Origin of the sequence: Alkalihalobacterium elongatum, from assembly GCF_019024285.1 — a bacterium.
GTDB lineage: Bacteria > Bacillota > Bacilli > Bacillales > Bacillaceae_F > Alkalihalobacterium > Alkalihalobacterium elongatum.
Window position 1 is genome coordinate 1 of the sequence record NZ_WMKZ01000026.1, and the last position, 19,583, is coordinate 19,583.

Here is a 19,583-nt window from a genome sequence, read left to right on the forward strand (position 1 = left end):
GCCCAGAGCGGCTGAAAAAAGCAGGAAACGGTAACTAATACGAATGAATGGAGCCCGTTGCAAGGAAAAAGAGCAGGGGTCAGTCACTAAAAGGAGTGAATGGAGCCCGTCGCAAGGAAAAAGAGCAGGGGTCAGTCACTAAAAGGAGCGAATGGAGCCCAGAGCAGATGAAAAAAGGAGGAAGCGGTAACTAAACCGAGTGAATGGAGCCCGTCGCAAGGAAAAAGGGCAGGAGGCAGTCACTAAAGGGAGCGAATGGAGCCCAGAGCGGCTGAAAAAAGCAGGAAACGGTAACTAAACCGAGTGAATGGAGCCCGTCGCAAGGAAAAAGAGCAGGGGTCAGTCACTAAAAGGAGCGAATGGAGCCCAGAGCAGACGAAAAAAGGAGGAAGCGGTAACTAAACCGACAAATCTACTCTTACCTAGCGCAATATTTTTAAAATCACCTTGTACTTCGTTATACTAGGTATAGTGAGAAAATGATAACCAACATAATGAGGTGAAGATGTGGACGAAAAGCTTAAGAAACAATTAGATGGGTTATTAGAAAAATATACAGAGCTGTTACTAGGTGTTGAGGATGAGGCGTTAAAAGAAAAAGTGCAGGCGTGGGCGTTGTATACACATATTTCGAAAAGTATGCCGCCGCTTGCGAAACATTGGAATGAGCAGTATCCTGATGCGAAAGAAAAGATGAAGGAGCTTGTTACGGAGATTCAAGCGCTAAACCAAGAACACCGAAAGAAGTCCAACTAGTCGCTTAGTTCCAAAGGAGCAAAATTAATATGAAAAGAAAGGAGGCCGACACAAATGTCAGCCTCCTCTTTTCCTTTCCCTTCCCTATGCTCTCAACAAGGCCCTTCCACTTCTCATTGTCTAGCTACAGGCGTCATCGGCTCGAGGTCGCTTCGGTCCATCAAACGTGTCCAAAGAGCAGGACACTTATTGCTGGCCCTCCAGCGCTTGTCGCCAATAATCAGACGCCTACCGCTTTTCTAACTATAAGGAAACTGGTTGCTGTAACCAGAGAATTGCTGGTAAGATTGGTCAAGCTGTTGTTGAGACGCTGCATCAAAGCTGTACCAACCTTTTTTGAACATGACATTGAACAATTCACGTTGACAGTTTTGCGTTTCGTTACAGATCGCATTAATGTCTTTGTACAATTGTTCATGACTCGCTTCGTTCATCGCATAGCTGTAAGAAGCTGTCATGTACTTTTCTGTCGCAAGAACGTCATTTATAAAGTCACGATCTGACATTTGCGGTGTTTTAGGAACTTGTGTTTCAGGGTTTTGGATTTTCGTTTGTTGGTTCATGTAGAAACCCTCCCGTTATTGAAGTGCTTGACTCATTTGATTTTGTTGATTCTGAAAATGTTGCAAAATGCGCTCATAATGCTGCTTGTGCATTTGCCCAGCTTTCTCAATCGCGCCCTTCACTTCAGGGTCTGTACATTGTTGGGCAAAAAAATGACACTTCTTCATGGCGAGCAAGTTCCAAGAAAGCATGTCCGAAATGTAAAGGTGGTCTTTACTTGTAACGACATTCGGAGGTTGAGGCATAACTGCTTGTTGCTGGTTCATCGGCATTTGTTGCTGTTGGTTTTGTTGTTGCTGTTGCATCATGGTGTGTGCAGCCTCCCTTATTAGCCACATGATATTGTATCAATAACGATACATCTTTATCGTGTAGCAATGAGGTTCAAACAATACATGGGAGCTACTAACATGAGGAAAAAATAATTGATAATTTTCAGAAATTACCCTTGCTAATTGGAGTGAAATTCGATATAGTTGAAATAGAACAGAAGTTATTACGCAATTCAATATTTTTTTAATAGAAAAATGAATGAGTATTCATTCAAATGTTTCAGGAGAAGGAGGACAAATATGGTTCGTCAAATTCGTAAAGCAGCTGTACTAGGATCAGGTGTCATGGGTTCAGGGATTGCTGCAGTATTAGCAAACGTAGGAATTCCAACGATATTGCTTGATATTGTACCTCGTGAATTAACAGATGCAGAAGCAAAAAAAGGATTAACTCTTGAAGATAAAGTTGTCCGCAATCGATTAAGTGCAACTGCGGTTCAAAAGCTTTTAAAACAAAAACCAGCACCTTTAACGGTGAAAGATAACAAAGATTTAATTTCTGTAGGTAACTTTGAAGATGATATGCAACAACTTGCTGATGTCGATTGGGTGATCGAAGTTGTTGTTGAAAACTTAGATATTAAAAAGAAGGTATTTACTCAAGTTGATCAATACCGCAAACCAGGTTCAATCATTAGTTCAAATACATCAGGGATTTCTGTTGAGGCAATGGCAGAAGGACGTTCTGAAGATTTCAAAGCAAACTTCTTAGGAACACACTTCTTTAATCCACCTCGTTACTTAAAGTTATTAGAGATCATCCCAACTAATGACACAAATCCTGAAATTGTAGAATTTATGAAAGCGTTTGCTGAAAACGTTCTCGGAAAAGGTGTCGTTGAGGCGAAGGATACGCCTAACTTTATCGCTAACCGCATTGGAACTTATGGACTGTTAGTAACGGTTTCAGAAATGCTTAAAGGCGGATATTCAGTTGGTGAGGTTGACTCTGTAACAGGTCCACTAATTGGACGACCTAAAAGTGCTACTTTTAGAACATTAGACGTAGTAGGTCTAGATACCTTCTTACATGTTGCAAAAAATGTATATGATCAAGTAGAAGGTGAAGAAAAAAATGTATTTGATCCACCGCCATTTATGCGCGATATGGCTGCAAAAGGCTGGATCGGTGCAAAGTCAGGTCAAGGCTTCTTTGTTAAACAAAAAGGCGAAAAGGGTAGTGAGATCCTAGAGCTTGACCCGAACACACTTGAGTATGGTCCACGTAAAAAATTAAAAACAGCTTCTACTGAAGCAGCAAAACAAGCGAAAGGCTTAGCTGCAAAAGTTAAAACATTAGCATATGCAGATGATCGTGCTGGACAGTTAATTTGGAATTTAATTAAACCAGTATTAATTTACTCTGCAGAAAAATGCTACGAAATTTCAAATGATGTTCTTTCTGTCGACCAAGCGATGAAGTGGGGCTTCGGCTGGGAACAAGGACCATTTGAACTATGGGATGCAATTGGGGTAGAAAAATCAGTTGCTAAAATGGAAGCAGAAGGAGCTACTGTTCCAAGCTGGGTAAAAGAAATGCTTGCTTCTGGTAAAACGAGCTTCTATTCAGAGAAGAGCTATTACCATGAGGCTGAATATAAAGCAATCGAGCAAAACAAGAAGATTATTAACTTAAAATCATTAAAAGAAGACAATAAAGTCATCTTTAAAAATTCAGGAGCTTCCCTAATTGACTTAGGTGACGGAATTGCTGGTTTAGAATTCACATCACCAAACAACTCGATTGGATTAGATGTTATCCAAATGATTAACAAGTCAATTGATGAAGTTGAGAAAAATTACAAAGGATTAGTCATCGGTAACCAAGGTAAGAATTTCTGTGTTGGTGCCAACTTAATGATGATCCTGATGGAAGCACAAGACGATAACTACTTTGAGATCGACCTTGTAATCCGTCAGTTCCAAAATGCGATGGCAAGAATTCGTTATGCATCAAAACCAGTTGTCACTGCGCCATTTGGTATGACACTTGGTGGTGGAGCAGAGATTTGTTTACCATCTGCAAGCATCCAAGCTTCTTCAGAGACGTATATCGGCTTAGTTGAAGTAGGTGTAGGATTAATCCCTGGTGGTGGAGGTAACAAAGAGTTATACCTTCGTAACCTAGAGCACCATACAGCGGGATCTGACCTTCAAGCGGTTGCAAACCGTACGTTCGAAACAATTGCAATGGCGAAAGTGGCTACTTCTGCAGACGAAGGTCGTGCAAATGGCTTCTTAAGTCAACGTGATGGTGTGACGATGAATGCGGATCACGTCATTTATAACGCAAAACAACAAGCTCTTCATTTATTTGAGCAAGGATATAAAGCGCCAGCTCGTAAGCCAATCCCTGTTGTAGGTGAGACGGGTTATGCAACGATGCTATTAGGTGCAAAAACAATGAAATTTGGTGGAATGATTTCTGATCATGACTTAAAGATTGCAGAAAAATTAGCATTCGTACTTGCTGGAGGCCGTGTGCCAAAAGGAACTTTAGTCGATGAACAATACTTATTAGACCTTGAGCGTGAAGCATTCTTAAGCTTAGTAAGTGAGCCGAAGTCTCAACAAAGAATGCAGTATATGTTAACTAAAGGGAAACCATTACGCAATTAGGAAGAATGGAGGGAAGAAATTTGAGAGAAGCGGTTATCGTAGCTGGTGCTAGAACACCAGTCGGAAAAGCAAAGAGAGGTACACTCGCTAACGTAAGACCAGATGATTTAGGTGCATTAACTATAAAAGAAACATTGAAACGTGCAGGGGACTTCGATCCAAGTCAAATCGATGACGTTATTATGGGTTGTTCCATGCCAGAAGCAGAGCAAGGAATGAATATGGCACGTAATATTGCAGCTCTTGCTGGCCTTCCTAATACTGTACCTGCAATTACAATCAACCGTTATTGTTCTTCAGGTTTACAAAGTATTGCATACGCATCAGAGCGCATCATGCTAGGTCATGCAAAATCGATCATTGCTGGTGGAGCAGAATCGATGAGTTTAATTCCAATGGGTGGCCATGTTATCGCACCAAACCCAACACTAGTAGAAGAAGCGCCTGAATACTACATGGGTATGGGTTATACAGCAGAAGAAGTAGCTAATCGTTACGGTGTAAGTCGTGAAGATCAAGATGCGTTTGCTGTAGAAAGTCACCGTCGTGCAGCTAAGGCTATTGCAGAAGGTAAGTTTGAAGATGAAATCGTTCCTGTTGATGTAAATCTTCGTTCAGTGGGTGCAGACAATAAGTTAAAAGAAAAGCAAGTGACATTTAGTGTTGACGAAGGAGTTCGTGTAGACACAACACTTGAAACATTAGGGAGATTGCGTCCAGCATTCCATCCTAAAGGGTCTGTAACAGCTGGTAATGCTTCGCAAATGAGTGACGGTGCTGCGAGTGTTCTTGTGATGGATCGTGAAGAAGCGGTAGCAAACGGTCTTGCTCCAATTCTGAAATTCCGTTCATTCGCAGTTGCAGGTGTAGCACCTGAAGTCATGGGTATCGGACCAGTTGAGGCTATTCCAAAAGCGCTAGAATTAGCTGGATTAAGCTTATCTGACATCGGTTTATTCGAATTAAATGAAGCGTTCGCTTCTCAATCGTTACAAGTCGTTCGTCACTTAGGTTTAGACCTAGACAAAGTAAACGTTAATGGTGGTGCAATTGCACTCGGTCACCCACTAGGTTGTTCAGGTGCAAAGCTAACATTAACTCTTATGAATGAAATGAAACGTCGCGGTGAACAGTTCGGTGTCGTTACAATGTGTATCGGTGGCGGAATGGGAGCTGCTGGGGTATTTGAATTAATAAATTAATAGTAGGTTAATAGTTTTATAGATCATGATGAAAGTCCCTTTCCTAAGGGTTGGGGCTTTGATCAAAAAATAGAATTCCGAAAAATTAACGTAACGGAGGAATGAAAATGAGTAATGTTAAAGACGAAATCGTAAAAGGTGGAAGCTTTTTATTAGATAGTATTTCTGCAGAGAAAGTATTTACTCCAGAAGATTTTTCTGAAGAGCATATCATGATTGGTAAAACAACAGAAGAGTTTGTTGTAAATGATGTTGTTCCTGAAATCGAAGAAATCGAAAATCATAATTTTGATGTATCACGTCGCCTGTTAAATCAAGCTGGTGAGCTTGGTCTTTTAGGAGCAGATGTACCTGAAGAGTACGGTGGGCTAGGTTTAGATAAAATTAGTTCGTCTGTTATTACAGAGAAGTTTTCAAGAGCTGGTGGTTTTTCATTAAGCTATGGTGCTCACGTTGGGATCGGTTCATTACCAATCGTATTTTTCGGTAATCATGACCAAAAATCAAAGTACCTTCCAGATCTAGCTTCTGGTGCAAAGATTGCTGCATACGCACTTACAGAGCCAGGTTCAGGTTCGGATGCACTAGGTGCAAAGACGACTGCTGTTCTTAATGAAGCAGGTACTCACTATGTATTAAACGGACAAAAACAATGGATTACAAACTCTGCATTTGCAGACGTATTTGTAGTATATGCAAAAGTTGATGGTGAGCATTTCAGCGCATTTATCGTAGAAAAAGCATTCGATGGCGTTTCTACAGGTCCTGAAGAGAAGAAAATGGGTATTAAAGGTTCTTCGACTCGTACATTAATTTTAGAAGATGTTCATGTACCAAAAGAAAACCTTCTTGGTGAAGTTGGTAAAGGACACGTTATCGCGTTTAACATCTTAAACGTAGGTCGTTACAAGCTTGGGGTAGGTACAGTTGGAGGAGCTAAGCGTGCGCTTGAATTAGCAGCTAAATATGCTAACGAGCGTAAGCAGTTCAAACAACCAATCGCTAAGTTCACTTTAATTCAAGAAAAATTAGCGAGCATGGCTACAGCAACGTATGCTGCAGAAAGTTCAATCTACCGTACAGGTGGTCTATTTGAAGATCGTTTAGGTAGCTTAACGGATGAAGAGCAAAAAGATGGCCGTAAAGTAGCAGAAGCTATTGCTGAGTACGCAATTGAGTGCTCTTTAAATAAAATTGTTGGTTCAGAAACATTAGATTTCTGTGCAGACGAAGCAGTTCAAATCCATGGTGGTTATGGATTTATGGCTGAATACGAAGTAGAGCGCATTTACCGTGACTCTCGTATTAACCGTATTTTCGAAGGAACAAATGAGATCAACCGTCTCTTAGTACCAGGTACAATCCTTCGTAAAGCTATGAAAGGTGAGCTTCCATTACTTGAGCAAGCTATGTCTCTTCAAGAAGAGCTAATGATGATGATGCCAGAGGAAGTTGGAACAGAGCCATTAGAGCAAGAAAAATATTTACTAAAAATGGCTAAGAAAATCTTCTTAATGATCGCTGGTACTGGAGCACAAAAATATCAACAAAAGCTTCAGCATGAGCAAGAAATCCTAGCAAATGTTGCTGATATCGTTAGCGAAGTATTCTCAATGGAATCTGTTATCCTTCGTACAGAAAAAGCGATCAACCGTAATGGTTTAGATAAAGCTGAGCAAAAATTACTTTTAACTCAAGTATATTGCCAAGAAGCATTTAACCGTATCGAAGCTCATGCTAAAGAATCTTTAGTAGCAATGCAAGATGGTGACACTTTACGTACAATGATCTCTATCTTACGTAAATTAACTCGTCACACTCCAATCAATGTTATTGCGAAGAAGCGTCAAATCGCAGAGCGCGTATTAACTGAAGAGCGTTACACTGTTTAATTAACAATTGTTATTCAATTTTGGAGCTTTAGTTCCAAAAACATAATAAAACCTCCTTTCTACAAGGAAGCATTCTCCTCTCTACTAAGATCAAAGAAGTCCCAAATTGGGGCTTCTTTGGCATGTACCACTGTGCACAATGGTGCACAGTGGTACCATAAACAGTTGTTAATTGATGCATTTTAAGGAATAATAAGCATATAGTGTAGGTCAATCGATTGGAGATTGATCTGCTGCATTAACGGAGACTTGGAAAGGGAGAGATTAAGAATGAGTTTACAGTTTTATTGGTACCCGAACTGTGGAACCTGCAAAAAAGCAAAAAAGTGGTTTGAAGATCATGGGGTTAACTTTGAAGCTATACATATTGTCGAACAGCCACCTAGCCGAGATGAATTAGAGTCGCTCTATAAAAAAAGTGGCCTAGAAATTAAAAAGTTTTTTAATACGAGCGGAAAGAAATACCGTGAGCTAGGTCTGAAGGACAAAGTAAAAGAAGCCACTGATGCAGAGTTGTTAGATATTCTTGCAACAGATGGGATGTTAATCAAACGCCCAATCGTAACAGATGGAGAAAAAGTTACTGTCGGTTTTAAAGAAGAGGAATTTGAAGAAAATTGGAAAATGTAACTAGGCTTGTATAACGTTACTAATTTATTATATAGTAACGATGAAGAGATATTATTGGAGGGATACGAGTGAACTTACCAAAAGAATTGAAATATTCAGAAGAACATGAGTGGGTACGAGTTGAAGGAAATAAAGTCCATATAGGAATTACAGACTTCGCTCAATCTGAACTAGGCGACATCGTTTTCGTTGAACTTCCAGAAGTTGGCGATGAAATTTCAGCGGATGAGCCATTCGGAAGTGTAGAATCTGTAAAAACAGTATCAGAACTTTATGCACCAGTGAGTGGTAAAGTTGTTGAAATTAACGAAAACCTAGACGATGCTCCAGAGCTAGTTAACGAATCACCATATGAAAAAGCATGGATGATCGTTGTTGAATTATCTGACGAGTCTGAGTTAGATAACCTAATGACAGCTGAAAAATACCAAGAAATGATTAGTGAAGACTAAGATAAACTTAATACTGGTTCATTTTATATGAGCCATTCTAAAATAGGCTGACATCATTTGGCTGACTTCTTATTGGGAATGTGTATTACATCTCAAAAGAATGATCCATCCAAGATGTCAGCTTTTTTATGTTTTTTAAAAGGGCAGATTATATACACCCCACTGATGTTGGCGACCACTTAATGTCTAGTTTGAAAAACTGCTTTTTAGGGAAATGTAAAAACAACCGCCCGAGTTAAGAAGGAGGTTTTGTTTTATGATTGAAAAGCAAATGAAAAAGGTTGACGTAACAAGCAAGGTCGACGGGAAATTAGAAAGCGGTGCAATGAATTTATATATGGATGATGCTCGTATCGGAAAAATCATTATGACGAACCAAGGTAATCAGTATGAGATGGCTGAAGGCTTTGAATTTGACAGTAATAAAGTATACCGTTATGAGAATTCTCATCCAGAAAAACAAGAGAAATATGTTGATGATTGTGACTTAGGGTGGTGCTAGAAAAAAGCGGGGGTAAGTGGCCCTCGCTTTTTTTGTTATAAACACAATTATTTTGTGAGGTTTTTCCATTGCTTAATCGATCCATTCATCATAAAATAAACTAATCTAATTATGTTTATCGGATTTAGGGGGATTGGTATGAAAGAAATTCCAAAGTCTTATGTTAGAGCCAATCAGTATGTGATGGTTATCCTTACTTTATTTTCTATTTTACTTCAAAATGTATCATTACTAGCACTTACTTTACTGATCGTGTTATTACCGCTACTCTTTGGCCCTAAGGCAAATATTACGTTTAAAGTAGCTAAGATGCTAATTAAAGACGCTTATAACGAAGAAACGGAAGCAGCAGAGCTGCAACGCTTTAACCAAATCATTGCAGCAAGCTTACTAGGTATCGCCTTTATTGTACTAGTGACAACTGGACATTGGTTCGGATGGGTTCTAGTTGGAATGGTTACTGTAGCCGCTTCAGTCGCTTTGCTCGGATTTTGCGTCGGCTGCTTTATGTATTTCCAATTTAAGAAAATTAAGTATGAGATGAAAAAATGAGGTGGCTGTTGTCGCCTCATTTTTTCTGTCTAGAGACAGGGATAGACACCGAATTTAAAATAAATTAATACCAAAACCAAGAAACCCTATGTAGCAAACAAAACTATAGAACTTAAACATACCAAAAATAGGTATAACAAGGGACTAAAATAAGCTTTATAACAGCTTTCTTCCAGTAACAGTTAAATTCATACCCCTAAAAGAAGCTTCGTAACAATAATTTCAAATAGTAAAATTCCAGTGTTAAACCCAACCCCAACGCCAACCAACATTTCACTTTCTTGCATCAACCCCCTTTTTACACCAGCACCTATGATCATCAACTGCCTCTCTTCACCAACAACAACCTCTGTCTCAAACACCGTCTTGTACACATTCCCTTCATCTGCTTTAAAGGTTATAAAGGGTTCTCACATACGCTAATTCTACAAACCCGTAATTTTACAAAAAAATAATGATGCAAAACTCTAGGCAAACACCAAATAATTGACTATTATATTTAGGGTAGCGAAATTTATTTCGGGGAAGGTATGTAGCATGTCAAAATTTTTGGGGGATTGGGGTAATCAATTAAAGAGCTATAATAAAAATGTTCGGTTATTTTTACTCGCATCCTTTTTAGTGAATGTTGGAATGGGCATTTTCATGATCATTTACAACTACTATATACGTGAACTCGGATATGACGACCAGGTAAACGGTAAAGTAATTGCAATGACAGCGATGGCGTCAGCAATTTTTTTATTACCAGCTGGAATTATGAGTGATAAAGTGGGTAGAAAAAAAGTCATATTAGTAGGGGCAATATTTGCTTCTGTTACGATGTTATTACGGTCCGTGTTAGAAGCAGAATCGCTACTTCTTGTTAGTGCGTTTGCTACAGGGATTTTCATGTCATTTATTCAAGTGTCATCTATTCCATTACTAGCGGAAAACTCAACGGAGAAGCAGCGTGTTCATTTATTTAGCTTCAACTTTGCGCTTATCATGGTTGCGAATGTCGTAGGGAATACATTAGGTGGTACATTAAGTGATGTTTTACAAGCATTATTTTCACTGAGTTCATTGTGGAGTGTTCGAATTACGTTGCTCGTTGGATCGATTTTCTTCTTTACGTCTCTCATTCCAATTATGAAGATTAACGAGGAAAGAAAGCTGAAAACTGAAAAAACAGCAGCAAGTTCATTTAAAAATATTTTTAAGACTCAAAAGTCGGGTCTGAAAATGATTGCTCTTTTTGCCATCGCACAGTTAATTATTGGCTTTGGTTCAGGTTTAGTTATTCCATATTTAAATTTATATTTTACAGATCGCTTTGAAATCAATAAATCACTTGTTGGTATCATTTTGTCTCTAGGTCAAGCGATGACAGCAGTTGCTTTTATGATCGGACCTGCTGTAGTTAAACGATTTGGTGAAGTTCGTGCGGTTGTTATTTTACAATTAGCCTCCTTACCTTTCCTTTTACTTACAGCCTATACAGAAAATTTATGGTTGGCAGTTATTGGTTTCCTTTTCCGCCAAGCATTAATGAATGCGGGGAACCCGATCCAGATGTCCTTAATGATGAGAAGTGTAGATGACTCGATTAAGGGGTTAGCGAACTCGGTAGGGCAAATGGTATTCCAGCTCGGCTGGGCGGTTATGGGTCCTGTTTCGATGACGCTTGTCATGATGTACGGCGCGTATCATGGCTATGCCATAGTTTTTACAATTACAGGTTGCTTGTATTTAATTGGTTCGGTTTACTTTTATTTAGTGTTTAGAAAAGTTAAATAATCATTTAATTAAAACCTGTTGACAACAAATTTCGACACATGTTATTATTCTTTCATTGATTAAAGTAATTTTAATAACTGCAAGCTCTTATCTAGAGTGGTGGAGGGACTGGCCCGAAGAAACCCGGCAACCTTTGAAAACACGATAAATGTGTTAAGAAAGGTGCTAAATCCTGCAAGGTGAAATGCCTTGAAAGATGAGAGAAAGGACACTAACATTGTGACTAAACCTTTCTGTTCATCTGTTGACGGGAAGGTTTTTTTATTTGCTAACTGTCTTAAAACCACTATTTAACTGGACTCAATATTAGTGAGGATATTTTGCGCTTTATTACTAGTAAATCAATAGGAAAAATATAGATAGATAAAGATAATAGATAAATAGATAGTAATAATAGACGTGGCGAGAGAGAAAAACGATTAAAGGAGGCACCATGATAAATTTAAGCGGCATTCGCAAACTTTTTAAAACGAAAGATGGAATGGTTACAGCGGTCGACCGTGTAGACTTAGAAATTAAAGAAGGCGAAATTTTTGGGATTATCGGTTATAGTGGTGCGGGAAAAAGTACCTTAATTCGTATGCTGAACAGCCTTGAGCGTCCGTCAGAAGGGGCGGTTACAGTTGCAGGTAAAGAGCTGTCTTCGTTAAAAGGTAAGTCGTTACGTAAAGCACGACAAGAAATTAGCATGATTTTCCAACACTTTAATCTACTATGGTCGAGAACGGTAAGTGAGAATATCGGCTTCCCGTTAGAAATAGCAGGTGTACCAAAAGAACAGCGGCAAAAACGAGTAAACGAACTGATTAAACTAGTCGGTCTTGAAGGAAGAGGAGGTTCCTACCCTTCACAGCTAAGTGGTGGTCAGAAGCAAAGGGTTGGAATAGCAAGAGCACTTGCAAACAATCCGAAAGTACTGCTTTGTGATGAAGCGACTTCTGCATTAGATCCGAAAACAACAGATTCGATCCTAGAATTACTCGTAGATATTAATAAAAAGCTAGGCTTAACAATCGTGCTAATTACACACGAGATGCACGTCATTCGAAAGATATGTCACCGAGTTGCTGTGATGGAGGCAGGGAATGTCGTTGAAGAAGGACCAGTCCTCGATGTATTTAAAAACCCACAAGCAGGGATTACGAAACAATTTGTTAAGCAAGTGACAGATCCCGAAGAAACGAAGGACACGATTTCTCATATTATTGAAGAGAATTCTGGAAAAGTCGTTCAATTAAGCTTTGTAGGGGAAGAGGCAGAAAAACCACTCATTACGAAAATAATCCGTAAGTTTAATATAGAAGTAAATATATTACAAGGTAAAATTTCACAAACACAAGAAGGGGCTTACGGAACACTGTTTATACAAATTGCTGGCGATGTCGTAGAAATTGATCGCGCGATTGCTTTCATTCGTGAAGAAGGAGTACAAGTGGAGGTGATCGACCATGTTTAATGAATGGATTTCAAAGATGAAATGGGACAAGTTGTGGGAAGCAACGGTTGAAACCATTTATATGACATCCATCTCCGTTGCTGCCACTTTCGCCATCGGTCTTGTTTTAGGACTTATCTTATATTTAACGAGCAAAGGCAATCTGTGGGAAAACCGTCCTGCTAATTTAATCGTAAGTACTATTGTCAATGTATTCAGGTCTATTCCTTTTATCATACTAATTGTATTACTCATCCCGTTTACAAGAATGTTAATGGGAACGATGCTAGGAGCGAATGCAGCTCTACCTGCTTTAATTATCGGCGCGGCTCCTTTCTATGCTCGTATGGTGGAAATCGCCTTAAGAGAAATTGATAAAGGTGTTATCGAAGCCTCGCAATCGATGGGGGCAACAAACTGGCAAATCATTTATAAAGTGTTAATTCCAGAGTCTTTACCTGCGTTAATTTCAGGGATTACCGTAACAGCGATTGCTTTAGTCAGTTACACTGCGATGGCAGGGGTTATCGGTGCTGGAGGTCTTGGTCACTTTGCCTATTTAGAAGGTTTCCAAAGGAACAACACAACTATTACGATGGTGGCAACAATCGCAATCTTATTGATCGTATTTATTATTCAATGGATTGGAGATTATTTCACAAATAAAACAGACAAGCGATAATCAAGGGGGAAAAAAGAGATGAAAAAGTTTTTAAGTTTAATTGGGGCTGCAGCAATTTCTTTATCATTAGTAGCATGTGGTACTGCTGAAGAGCCACAAACAGAAGAAGTTCCAGGAGGAGAAGCAGCACAAGAAGAGAATATTAAATTAGTCGTAGGGGCATCAGCTGTTCCACATACTGAAGTACTTGAATTTGCTGCTCCACTTTTAGCTGAAAAAGGGATCGATCTTGAAATTAGAACATTCACAGATTATATTCTACCAAACCAAGCATTAAATGAAGGCGAACTAGATGCAAACTACTTCCAAACGCCAGGTTATTTAGCAATGCAAATCGAAGAATTTGGTTATGAGTTCGAAAGCATTGGACCAATTCACGCTGAACCTATTGGTGTATATTCTAAAGAATACAGCAGCTTAGACGAGCTGCCTGATGGTGCAAAAATTATCATGAGTGATTCTTTCAGTGACCATGGCCGTATCTTACCAATCTTTGAGCGTGCTGGCGTTATTGAGCTAGACGTTGAAGAAGGCCAATTAGCGCAACGTGAACATATCGTGTCAAACCCGAAAAACCTAGACTTCTCAACACTTGTTGAAGCAAGATTACTTGCTCCATCATTTGAAAGTGGAGAAGGTGACGCTGTTGTTATTAACACGAACTATGCACTTGAAGGTGGAGTAGACATCGAAAAATACGGTATTGCGTTTGAAGGACAAGATGTACTTCAACCAAACCTAATCGTTGTTCGCTCTGAAGATGTAGACCGTCCAGAAATTCACACTTTATTTGAAGTATTACGTTCTGAAGAAGTTGTAAACTTCATTCTTGAAACGTATAACGGTGCAGTAATTCCTTGGAGTGAGTAAGTTAAGTTATATGAACTACTAGTGGTATTGGAATTGATTTTCCAATACCACTTTTTGTTGGCTCTTCTCTAAAAGATTGTGGCTTTTGATCTCGGATGTGGGATGTTAATTTCGCCTTTTAATATTGCAAAAAGTAAATATAATGAATAAATCCGTAGCGTGGTCAGTATAAGTGATTCACTAAAATAGCGTGGCGGTTTTATACATGAAATGGGAATACAAAGGAATAATAGGAATGTTAAAGGTGTTCAGATAATAAGGAGGTACATAAACATGGATCAAAACCAAAACCAAGACAATCAGCAAGACAATGTCATTCAAATGGCACTACAAGACTATAAAGAGGGCTTAGGGCAGTTTTTACAGAAGATGCCTGATATTGCTGGGAAGTTCAATGAATTCACAGAAGCTTGTTTTAAAGAAGGAAAATTAACAAAAAAAGAAAAGCAACTTATCGCATTAGGAATTAGTGTGGTTTCGCAAGATGAATACTGCATTATCTATCATACAAAAGGCTGCCTTGATGAAGGGTGTAGTGAAGAAGAAATTTTAGAAGCACTCGGTGTAACGGCTGCATTCGGTGGAGGGGCAGCAATGAGTCAAGCTGTCACGCTCGTTCAAGAAGCTATTTCAGAGTTAGGTTCTTCGGATAATCAAAAGCAACATTAAGAGCGCTTTATGTTTAATTTCCTTCCGCTAGACCTGGCGCAGAGATAACCTAAGCTTTTTCAGTTTTCCCAATTAGCGAGCATTATTGAGTATATGTGCTAAATTGTATAGCAATGATATGTGAGAAAAGGTGAGTATGAATAACGATACATTGTCAGAAAATTTCACACTATACCGCAGTTGGGAAGAAATCGTAAGGATGATATGATTCTTTATAGAGTAAGCGTAACTGAAGCTGTTAACTTAATTTGAGGCTACGCGTCAGTTACCTTATAAAAAAGAAGGGATTGATTTATTATCCAAACGATTCAAACGAATTACACAGGCGAAATGGAAAAAGCGATGCAACAGAGCCATGGAATTGGTTACGAGGAGTACAATCGCAGCCTGGAGAAACGCTTAGAAATTGAAAAAGCGCGCGAAAGAGAATATAAGCGTTCCATTAAACTAGCTATGGAGTTCAATCAACGGTAATATAAGATAAGTAGAAATAAGAGGCTGACTCTTGATCATGAGTCAGCCTCTTTATATAGTGCTTTAATTATTGAATATTTTCGTTTACATTGTGACTTTCAAAAAGTGTGCCCTCTAATTAGCTATAATAGATATTAGGATAAGCTGATTACAACAATACAGGTTTATCGTATATTTCATAACGGACCCAGCTTTAGTACGTATGACATTGCTCTTAAGTTGGAGAAACTATATTTGTTGGACAAGGCAATAAAATACTTTCTATACATAAATATATAATAAGTGTATTAATGTTATTAAAAAAGTTGATCTTACTTTGGATTTGATATAAGATTGTAATGAGAATAAATTGAGAATAAACAAAAGCACTTCTTTCGTCAAGAGAGCAGTGAAATCTTAAGACAATATATTGGAGGTAGTAAAGAATGACAGCACCATACTTAAAGATTGAAAATCTTCATGTAGCAATAGAAGGTAAGGAAATCTTAAAGGATTTTAACCTAGAAATTAACGGTGGAGAAATCCATGCGATCATGGGACCGAATGGTACAGGTAAATCTACATTAGCATCTGCACTTATGGGTCACCCTAAATATGAAATCACAAGTGGTAAAGTCACTTTCAACGGTGAAGATCTTTTAGAAATGGAAGTAGATGAGCGTGCACAAGCTGGTCTATTTTTAGCAATGCAATATCCAAGTGAAATTAGTGGAATCACGAATGCGGACTTCCTTCGTTCAGCGATTAACTCTCGCCGTGAAGAAGGAGACGAAATTTCATTAATGAAATTTATCCGTAAATTAGATGAGAAAATGGAATTACTTGAAATGGATCAAGAGTTTGCACAACGTTATTTAAATGAAGGCTTCTCTGGTGGAGAAAAGAAACGTAACGAAATCCTTCAATTAATGATGCTTGATCCAAAGATTGCTGTTTTAGATGAAATTGACTCAGGTCTTGATATCGATGCTCTTAAAGTAGTATCTAAAGGTGTAAATGCTATGCGTGGAGAAGAGTTTGGCTGTCTTATCATCACTCACTACCAACGCCTACTGAACTACATCACTCCTGATAAAGTTCACGTTATGATGCAAGGCCGTATCGTAAAATCTGGTGGAGCTGAACTTGCTGAACGTTTAGAGGCAGAAGGTTATGACTGGATTAAAGAAGAACTTGGCATTGAAGATGAAAAAGTAGAAGCATAAGGTAGTGAGGAGGGATAATATGTCAGTGGAAACGAAGCTTGCGTTCGACCAAGAGTATGTTAAACAATTTTCTACAGGGCGCGGCGAACCTGAATGGCTATTAAATTTTCGTTTAAAAGCGCTTGAACTAGTAGATAAATTAGATTTACCAAAACCAGATAAAACAAAGATTGATAAATGGAACTTCACTCAGTTTGCTCATCTTCAAGATGTAACAGCATCTTCTTTTGATGAGTTAGATGATGAGGTTAAAGCTTTAGCTGGTGAAGCAACGAATGAACAAAACATTGTTGTGCAAAAAGATGGTGCTACAGCTCGTCTTCAATTAAGCGAAGCTGTTAAGCAACAAGGGGTTATTTTTACAGACCTTGCAACAGCACTTAAAGAGCACGGGCAATTAGTTGAAAAATATTTCATGGGAGACGCTGTCAATGTCGATGAAAATCGTCTTGTTGCTCTTCATGTGGCATTAATGAATGGTGGTACTTTCATCTATGTACCAAAAAATACAGAGGTAACTGTTCCTTTACAAGCTGTTTACAATGTAAGTGAAGCTGCATTATTCAACCACGTAATCGTTGTTGCAGAGGATAATAGTTCAGTTACGTATGTAGAGAACTATGTAGGAAGCCCTAAAGAAGAAACGGTTGCTAACATTGTAGCGGAAGTTTATGCAGGTGCTGGAGCACGTGTTTCATTCGGAGCAGTTGACAACCTTTCAGAGAACGTAACTACTTATGTTGTTCGTCGTGCACATGTTGGCCGCGATGCTCGAGTGGATTGGGCACTTGGTCAAATGAATGACGGAAATACAGTAAGTGAAAACACAACGCACCTGATCGGTGAGGGTTCGTATGCAGATACAAAAACTGTAACGATCGGTCGCGGAACACAAAAACAAAACTTCACAACACAAGTTTTCCATCATGGAAAACATTCTGAAGGATATATATTAAAACATGGTGTTATGCGTGAAGAAGCAACTGCAATCTTTAATGGAATTACGAAAATTGAACACGGTGCTTCAAAATCAAACGGTGAGCAAACAGAGCGTGTACTTATGCTAAGTGAAAAAGCTCGTGGAGATGCGAACCCAATCCTTCTTATTGATGAAGATGATGTTACAGCAGGTCACGCTGCTTCTGTAGGAAGAATTGATCCACTACAAATGTTCTATTTAATGAGTCGTGGAATTACGCAAAAAGAAGCTGAACGTTTAATTATTCATGGTTTCCTAGCACCAGTTGTAAACCAACTTCCAGTTGAATCTGTAAAAGAGCGTTTTACGGAAGTTATCGAAAGGAAAGTAAAATAATGAACGTTCAAGAGGTTCGCAAACAATTTCCAATTTTACATCAGGAAGTGAACGGGAACCCACTTGTTTATTTAGATAGTGCGGCAACGTCTCAAAAGCCAATTCAAGTAATTGAAGCTCTAGATGACTATTATCGTCGTTATAATTCTAATGTACATCGTGGGGTTCATACCCTCGGTACACTTGCAACTGATGGATATGAAGGTGCAAGGGAGAAGGTTCGTAAGTTTATCAATGCGAATTCAACTGAAGAAATTATTTTTACAAGAGGAACGACAACAGCACTAAATCTAGTTGCTAGCAGTTACGGACGTGCAAATCTCGGTGAAGGTGATGAAATCGTCATTACACCGATGGAGCATCACAGTAATATTATTCCGTGGCAACAAGTAGCTAAAGCTACTGGAGCGACGTTAAAATATATTCCGCTGCAGGAAGATGGAAGTATTGATTTAGCTGATGTTGAGGAAACTGTAACTCCACAAACGAAAATTGTATCGGTTATGCAGGTTTCTAACGTATTAGGGGCAATTAACCCAATAAAAGAAATCACAGAGATTGCTCATAAGCATGGCGCTGTGATGGTTGTTGACGGTGCCCAAAGTACACCTCATATGAAAATCGATGTGCAAGATTTAGATTGTGACTTCTTTGCCTTTTCTGGTCATAAGATGGCTGGTCCTACGGGTATCGGTGCACTTTATGGAAAGAAAAAGTTGCTAGACAACATGGAGCCAATCGAGTTTGGTGGAGAAATGATTGACTTTGTTGGTTTGCAAGAATCAACGTGGAAAGAACTTCCTTGGAAGTTTGAAGGTGGAACACCAATCATTGCAGGTGCAATCGGATTAGGTGCAGCGATCGATTTCTTAGAAGAAGTCGGCATGGATGCGATCTTAGCGCACGAGCACGAACTAGCAACATATGCGATGGAACGAATGTCTGAAATTGAAGGGTTAACCATTTACGGTCCTAAAAAGCGGGCTGGAGTTGTTACCTTCAACATTGACGATGTTCATCCACATGATGTAGCGACTGTGCTTGATGCTGAAGGGATTGCTGTTCGTGCAGGTCATCACTGTGCACAGCCATTAATGAAATGGCTAAATGTAACAGCAACAGCTAGAGCGAGTTTTTATTTATACAATACAAAAGAAGATGTTGATGCACTTGTCAATGGATTAATAAAAACAAAGGAGTATTTCGGCGATGTCTTTAGGTAACAATCTCGATACTTTATATCGACAAGTGATCATGGACCATTATAAAAACCCTAGAAATCGTGGAGAGTTCGAAGGAGATTCGGTAACGGTGAATATGAATAACCCGACATGTGGTGATCGTATTCAATTACAAATGCAAGTAGAGGATGGAAAGATTTCTGCTGCTAAATTTGTAGGTGAAGGATGCTCCATCAGTCTTGCGTCTGCATCGATGATGACACAAGCGGTTAAAGGCTTAACTGTTGAAGAAGCATTAAAGATGTCTGAAATCTTTTCTGATATGATGCAAGGAAAAGACTATGATGACTCTACATTTGATTTAGGTGACATTGAAGCACTACAAGGTGTATCAAAGTTTCCAGCACGAATCAAATGTGCAACGTTAGCGTGGAAAGCGATGGAAAAGGGTATTCAAAGCGAAAACGAATAA

The 19,583-nt window shown here is 38.9% G+C and carries 21 protein-coding genes and 1 riboswitch; of the genes, 18 read left to right on the forward strand and 3 right to left on the reverse strand.

Features of this window, described 5'->3' with window-relative positions:
• Positions 1-507 precede the first annotated feature (507 nt).
• Positions 508-756: a DUF2573 family protein gene (locus GKP30_RS18655; RefSeq protein ID WP_216830986.1), complete on the forward strand. Its 249-nt coding sequence runs from the start codon at positions 508-510 to the stop codon at positions 754-756.
• A gap of 239 nt (positions 757-995) precedes the next feature.
• Here GKP30_RS18655 and GKP30_RS18660 read toward each other — a convergent pair whose 3' ends face one another.
• Positions 996-1,319 (reverse strand): spore coat protein, encoded by a 324-nt coding sequence (locus tag GKP30_RS18660; RefSeq protein WP_216830987.1) that lies wholly within the window; start codon positions 1,317-1,319, stop codon positions 996-998.
• Between the two features lie 15 nt (positions 1,320-1,334).
• A complete protein-coding gene (locus tag GKP30_RS18665; protein ID WP_407928642.1) occupies positions 1,335-1,628 on the reverse strand; it encodes a hypothetical protein in 294 nt (97 codons plus the stop codon).
• Positions 1,629-1,892: 264 nt separating this feature from the next.
• On the opposite strand from GKP30_RS18665, the gene GKP30_RS18670 reads away from it, so the two are divergent.
• From GKP30_RS18670 to GKP30_RS18700, 7 genes are all read left to right on the forward strand, one after another.
• A complete protein-coding gene (locus GKP30_RS18670; RefSeq protein ID WP_216830988.1) occupies positions 1,893-4,271 on the forward strand; it encodes a 3-hydroxyacyl-CoA dehydrogenase/enoyl-CoA hydratase family protein in 2,379 nt (792 codons plus the stop codon).
• A gap of 20 nt (positions 4,272-4,291) precedes the next feature.
• Positions 4,292-5,473 (forward strand): acetyl-CoA C-acetyltransferase, encoded by a 1,182-nt coding sequence (locus tag GKP30_RS18675; protein ID WP_216830989.1) that lies wholly within the window; start codon positions 4,292-4,294, stop codon positions 5,471-5,473.
• A 107-nt stretch (positions 5,474-5,580) separates the two neighbouring features.
• Positions 5,581-7,365, forward strand: a complete 1,785-nt coding sequence (locus GKP30_RS18680) for an acyl-CoA dehydrogenase family protein (protein ID WP_216830990.1) — start codon at positions 5,581-5,583, stop codon at positions 7,363-7,365.
• A gap of 270 nt (positions 7,366-7,635) precedes the next feature.
• Positions 7,636-7,995, forward strand: a complete 360-nt coding sequence (locus GKP30_RS18685) for an arsenate reductase family protein (RefSeq protein WP_216830991.1) — start codon at positions 7,636-7,638, stop codon at positions 7,993-7,995.
• A 68-nt stretch (positions 7,996-8,063) separates the two neighbouring features.
• Positions 8,064-8,447 carry a glycine cleavage system protein GcvH gene (gene gcvH / locus GKP30_RS18690; RefSeq protein WP_216830992.1) on the forward strand — a complete coding sequence of 128 codons (384 nt, stop codon included), beginning with the start codon at positions 8,064-8,066 and terminating at the stop codon, positions 8,445-8,447.
• Between the two features lie 256 nt (positions 8,448-8,703).
• Positions 8,704-8,949, forward strand: a complete 246-nt coding sequence (locus tag GKP30_RS18695) for a YusG family protein (RefSeq protein ID WP_236035204.1) — start codon at positions 8,704-8,706, stop codon at positions 8,947-8,949.
• Positions 8,950-9,087: 138 nt separating this feature from the next.
• Complete coding sequence (locus GKP30_RS18700; RefSeq protein ID WP_216830993.1) at positions 9,088-9,501, forward strand: DUF4395 domain-containing protein; 414 nt, start codon at positions 9,088-9,090, stop codon at positions 9,499-9,501.
• 188 nt (positions 9,502-9,689) lie between these two features.
• Here the strand turns inward: GKP30_RS18700 and GKP30_RS18705 are convergent, their stop codons facing one another.
• Entirely contained in the window at positions 9,690-9,863 is a 174-nt protein-coding gene (locus GKP30_RS18705; RefSeq protein WP_216830994.1) for a hypothetical protein, read from the reverse strand.
• A 175-nt stretch (positions 9,864-10,038) separates the two neighbouring features.
• Here GKP30_RS18705 and GKP30_RS18710 point away from each other — a divergent pair, with 175 nt between their 5' ends.
• The 10 genes from GKP30_RS18710 to sufU all read left to right on the forward strand — a co-directional run bounded on the left by GKP30_RS18710 (position 10,039) and on the right by sufU (position 19,583).
• Positions 10,039-11,280 (forward strand): MFS transporter, encoded by a 1,242-nt coding sequence (locus GKP30_RS18710; RefSeq protein ID WP_216830995.1) that lies wholly within the window; start codon positions 10,039-10,041, stop codon positions 11,278-11,280.
• A gap of 84 nt (positions 11,281-11,364) precedes the next feature.
• Positions 11,365-11,483, forward strand: a riboswitch (SAM riboswitch).
• A gap of 230 nt (positions 11,484-11,713) precedes the next feature.
• Positions 11,714-12,736: a methionine ABC transporter ATP-binding protein gene (locus tag GKP30_RS18715; RefSeq protein WP_216830996.1), complete on the forward strand. Its 1,023-nt coding sequence runs from the start codon at positions 11,714-11,716 to the stop codon at positions 12,734-12,736.
• Positions 12,729-13,397 carry a methionine ABC transporter permease gene (locus GKP30_RS18720; RefSeq protein ID WP_216830997.1) on the forward strand — a complete coding sequence of 223 codons (669 nt, stop codon included), beginning with the start codon at positions 12,729-12,731 and terminating at the stop codon, positions 13,395-13,397. The genes GKP30_RS18715 and GKP30_RS18720 overlap by 8 nt, the downstream gene beginning before the upstream one ends.
• A gap of 18 nt (positions 13,398-13,415) precedes the next feature.
• Positions 13,416-14,267 (forward strand): MetQ/NlpA family ABC transporter substrate-binding protein, encoded by an 852-nt coding sequence (locus GKP30_RS18725; RefSeq protein ID WP_216830998.1) that lies wholly within the window; start codon positions 13,416-13,418, stop codon positions 14,265-14,267.
• A 273-nt stretch (positions 14,268-14,540) separates the two neighbouring features.
• Positions 14,541-14,936 (forward strand): carboxymuconolactone decarboxylase family protein, encoded by a 396-nt coding sequence (locus GKP30_RS18730; RefSeq protein WP_216830999.1) that lies wholly within the window; start codon positions 14,541-14,543, stop codon positions 14,934-14,936.
• 342 nt (positions 14,937-15,278) lie between these two features.
• Positions 15,279-15,410, forward strand: a complete 132-nt coding sequence (locus GKP30_RS23805; protein WP_268884703.1) for a hypothetical protein — start codon at positions 15,279-15,281, stop codon at positions 15,408-15,410.
• Positions 15,411-15,835: 425 nt separating this feature from the next.
• Positions 15,836-16,615, forward strand: a complete 780-nt coding sequence (gene sufC, locus GKP30_RS18735; protein ID WP_216831000.1) for a Fe-S cluster assembly ATPase SufC — start codon at positions 15,836-15,838, stop codon at positions 16,613-16,615.
• Between the two features lie 19 nt (positions 16,616-16,634).
• On the forward strand, positions 16,635-17,930 hold the full coding sequence (gene sufD, locus GKP30_RS18740) for a Fe-S cluster assembly protein SufD (RefSeq protein ID WP_216831001.1): 1,296 nt from the start codon (positions 16,635-16,637) through the stop codon (positions 17,928-17,930).
• Positions 17,930-19,153: a cysteine desulfurase gene (locus tag GKP30_RS18745; protein WP_216831002.1), complete on the forward strand. Its 1,224-nt coding sequence runs from the start codon at positions 17,930-17,932 to the stop codon at positions 19,151-19,153. The genes sufD and GKP30_RS18745 overlap by 1 nt, the downstream gene beginning before the upstream one ends.
• Complete coding sequence (sufU, locus tag GKP30_RS18750) at positions 19,140-19,583, forward strand: Fe-S cluster assembly sulfur transfer protein SufU (RefSeq protein WP_216831003.1); 444 nt, start codon at positions 19,140-19,142, stop codon at positions 19,581-19,583. Before GKP30_RS18745 ends, sufU begins: the two co-directional genes overlap by 14 nt.

Bases quoted from the DNA above. Each gene is read 5' to 3' on its own strand.
- sufU (WP_216831003.1), top strand. From the start codon at position 19,140: ATGTCTTTAGGTAACAATCTCGATACTTTATATCGACAAGTGATCATG.
- GKP30_RS18695 (WP_236035204.1), top strand. From the start codon at position 8,704: ATGATTGAAAAGCAAATGAAAAAGGTTGACGTAACAAGCAAGGTCGAC.
- sufD (WP_216831001.1), top strand. From the start codon at position 16,635: ATGTCAGTGGAAACGAAGCTTGCGTTCGACCAAGAGTATGTTAAACAA.
- sufC (WP_216831000.1), top strand. From the start codon at position 15,836: ATGACAGCACCATACTTAAAGATTGAAAATCTTCATGTAGCAATAGAA.
- GKP30_RS18725 (WP_216830998.1), top strand. From the start codon at position 13,416: ATGAAAAAGTTTTTAAGTTTAATTGGGGCTGCAGCAATTTCTTTATCA.
- GKP30_RS18680 (WP_216830990.1), top strand. From the start codon at position 5,581: ATGAGTAATGTTAAAGACGAAATCGTAAAAGGTGGAAGCTTTTTATTA.
- GKP30_RS18660 (WP_216830987.1), bottom strand. From the start codon at position 1,319: ATGAACCAACAAACGAAAATCCAAAACCCTGAAACACAAGTTCCTAAA.
- GKP30_RS18685 (WP_216830991.1), top strand. From the start codon at position 7,636: ATGAGTTTACAGTTTTATTGGTACCCGAACTGTGGAACCTGCAAAAAA.
- GKP30_RS18720 (WP_216830997.1), top strand. From the start codon at position 12,729: ATGTTTAATGAATGGATTTCAAAGATGAAATGGGACAAGTTGTGGGAA.
- GKP30_RS18700 (WP_216830993.1), top strand. From the start codon at position 9,088: ATGAAAGAAATTCCAAAGTCTTATGTTAGAGCCAATCAGTATGTGATG.
- GKP30_RS23805 (WP_268884703.1), top strand. From the start codon at position 15,279: ATGCAACAGAGCCATGGAATTGGTTACGAGGAGTACAATCGCAGCCTG.
- GKP30_RS18670 (WP_216830988.1), top strand. From the start codon at position 1,893: ATGGTTCGTCAAATTCGTAAAGCAGCTGTACTAGGATCAGGTGTCATG.
- GKP30_RS18715 (WP_216830996.1), top strand. From the start codon at position 11,714: ATGATAAATTTAAGCGGCATTCGCAAACTTTTTAAAACGAAAGATGGA.
- GKP30_RS18730 (WP_216830999.1), top strand. From the start codon at position 14,541: ATGGATCAAAACCAAAACCAAGACAATCAGCAAGACAATGTCATTCAA.
- GKP30_RS18710 (WP_216830995.1), top strand. From the start codon at position 10,039: ATGTCAAAATTTTTGGGGGATTGGGGTAATCAATTAAAGAGCTATAAT.
- GKP30_RS18745 (WP_216831002.1), top strand. From the start codon at position 17,930: ATGAACGTTCAAGAGGTTCGCAAACAATTTCCAATTTTACATCAGGAA.
- GKP30_RS18665 (WP_407928642.1), bottom strand. From the start codon at position 1,628: ATGATGCAACAGCAACAACAAAACCAACAGCAACAAATGCCGATGAAC.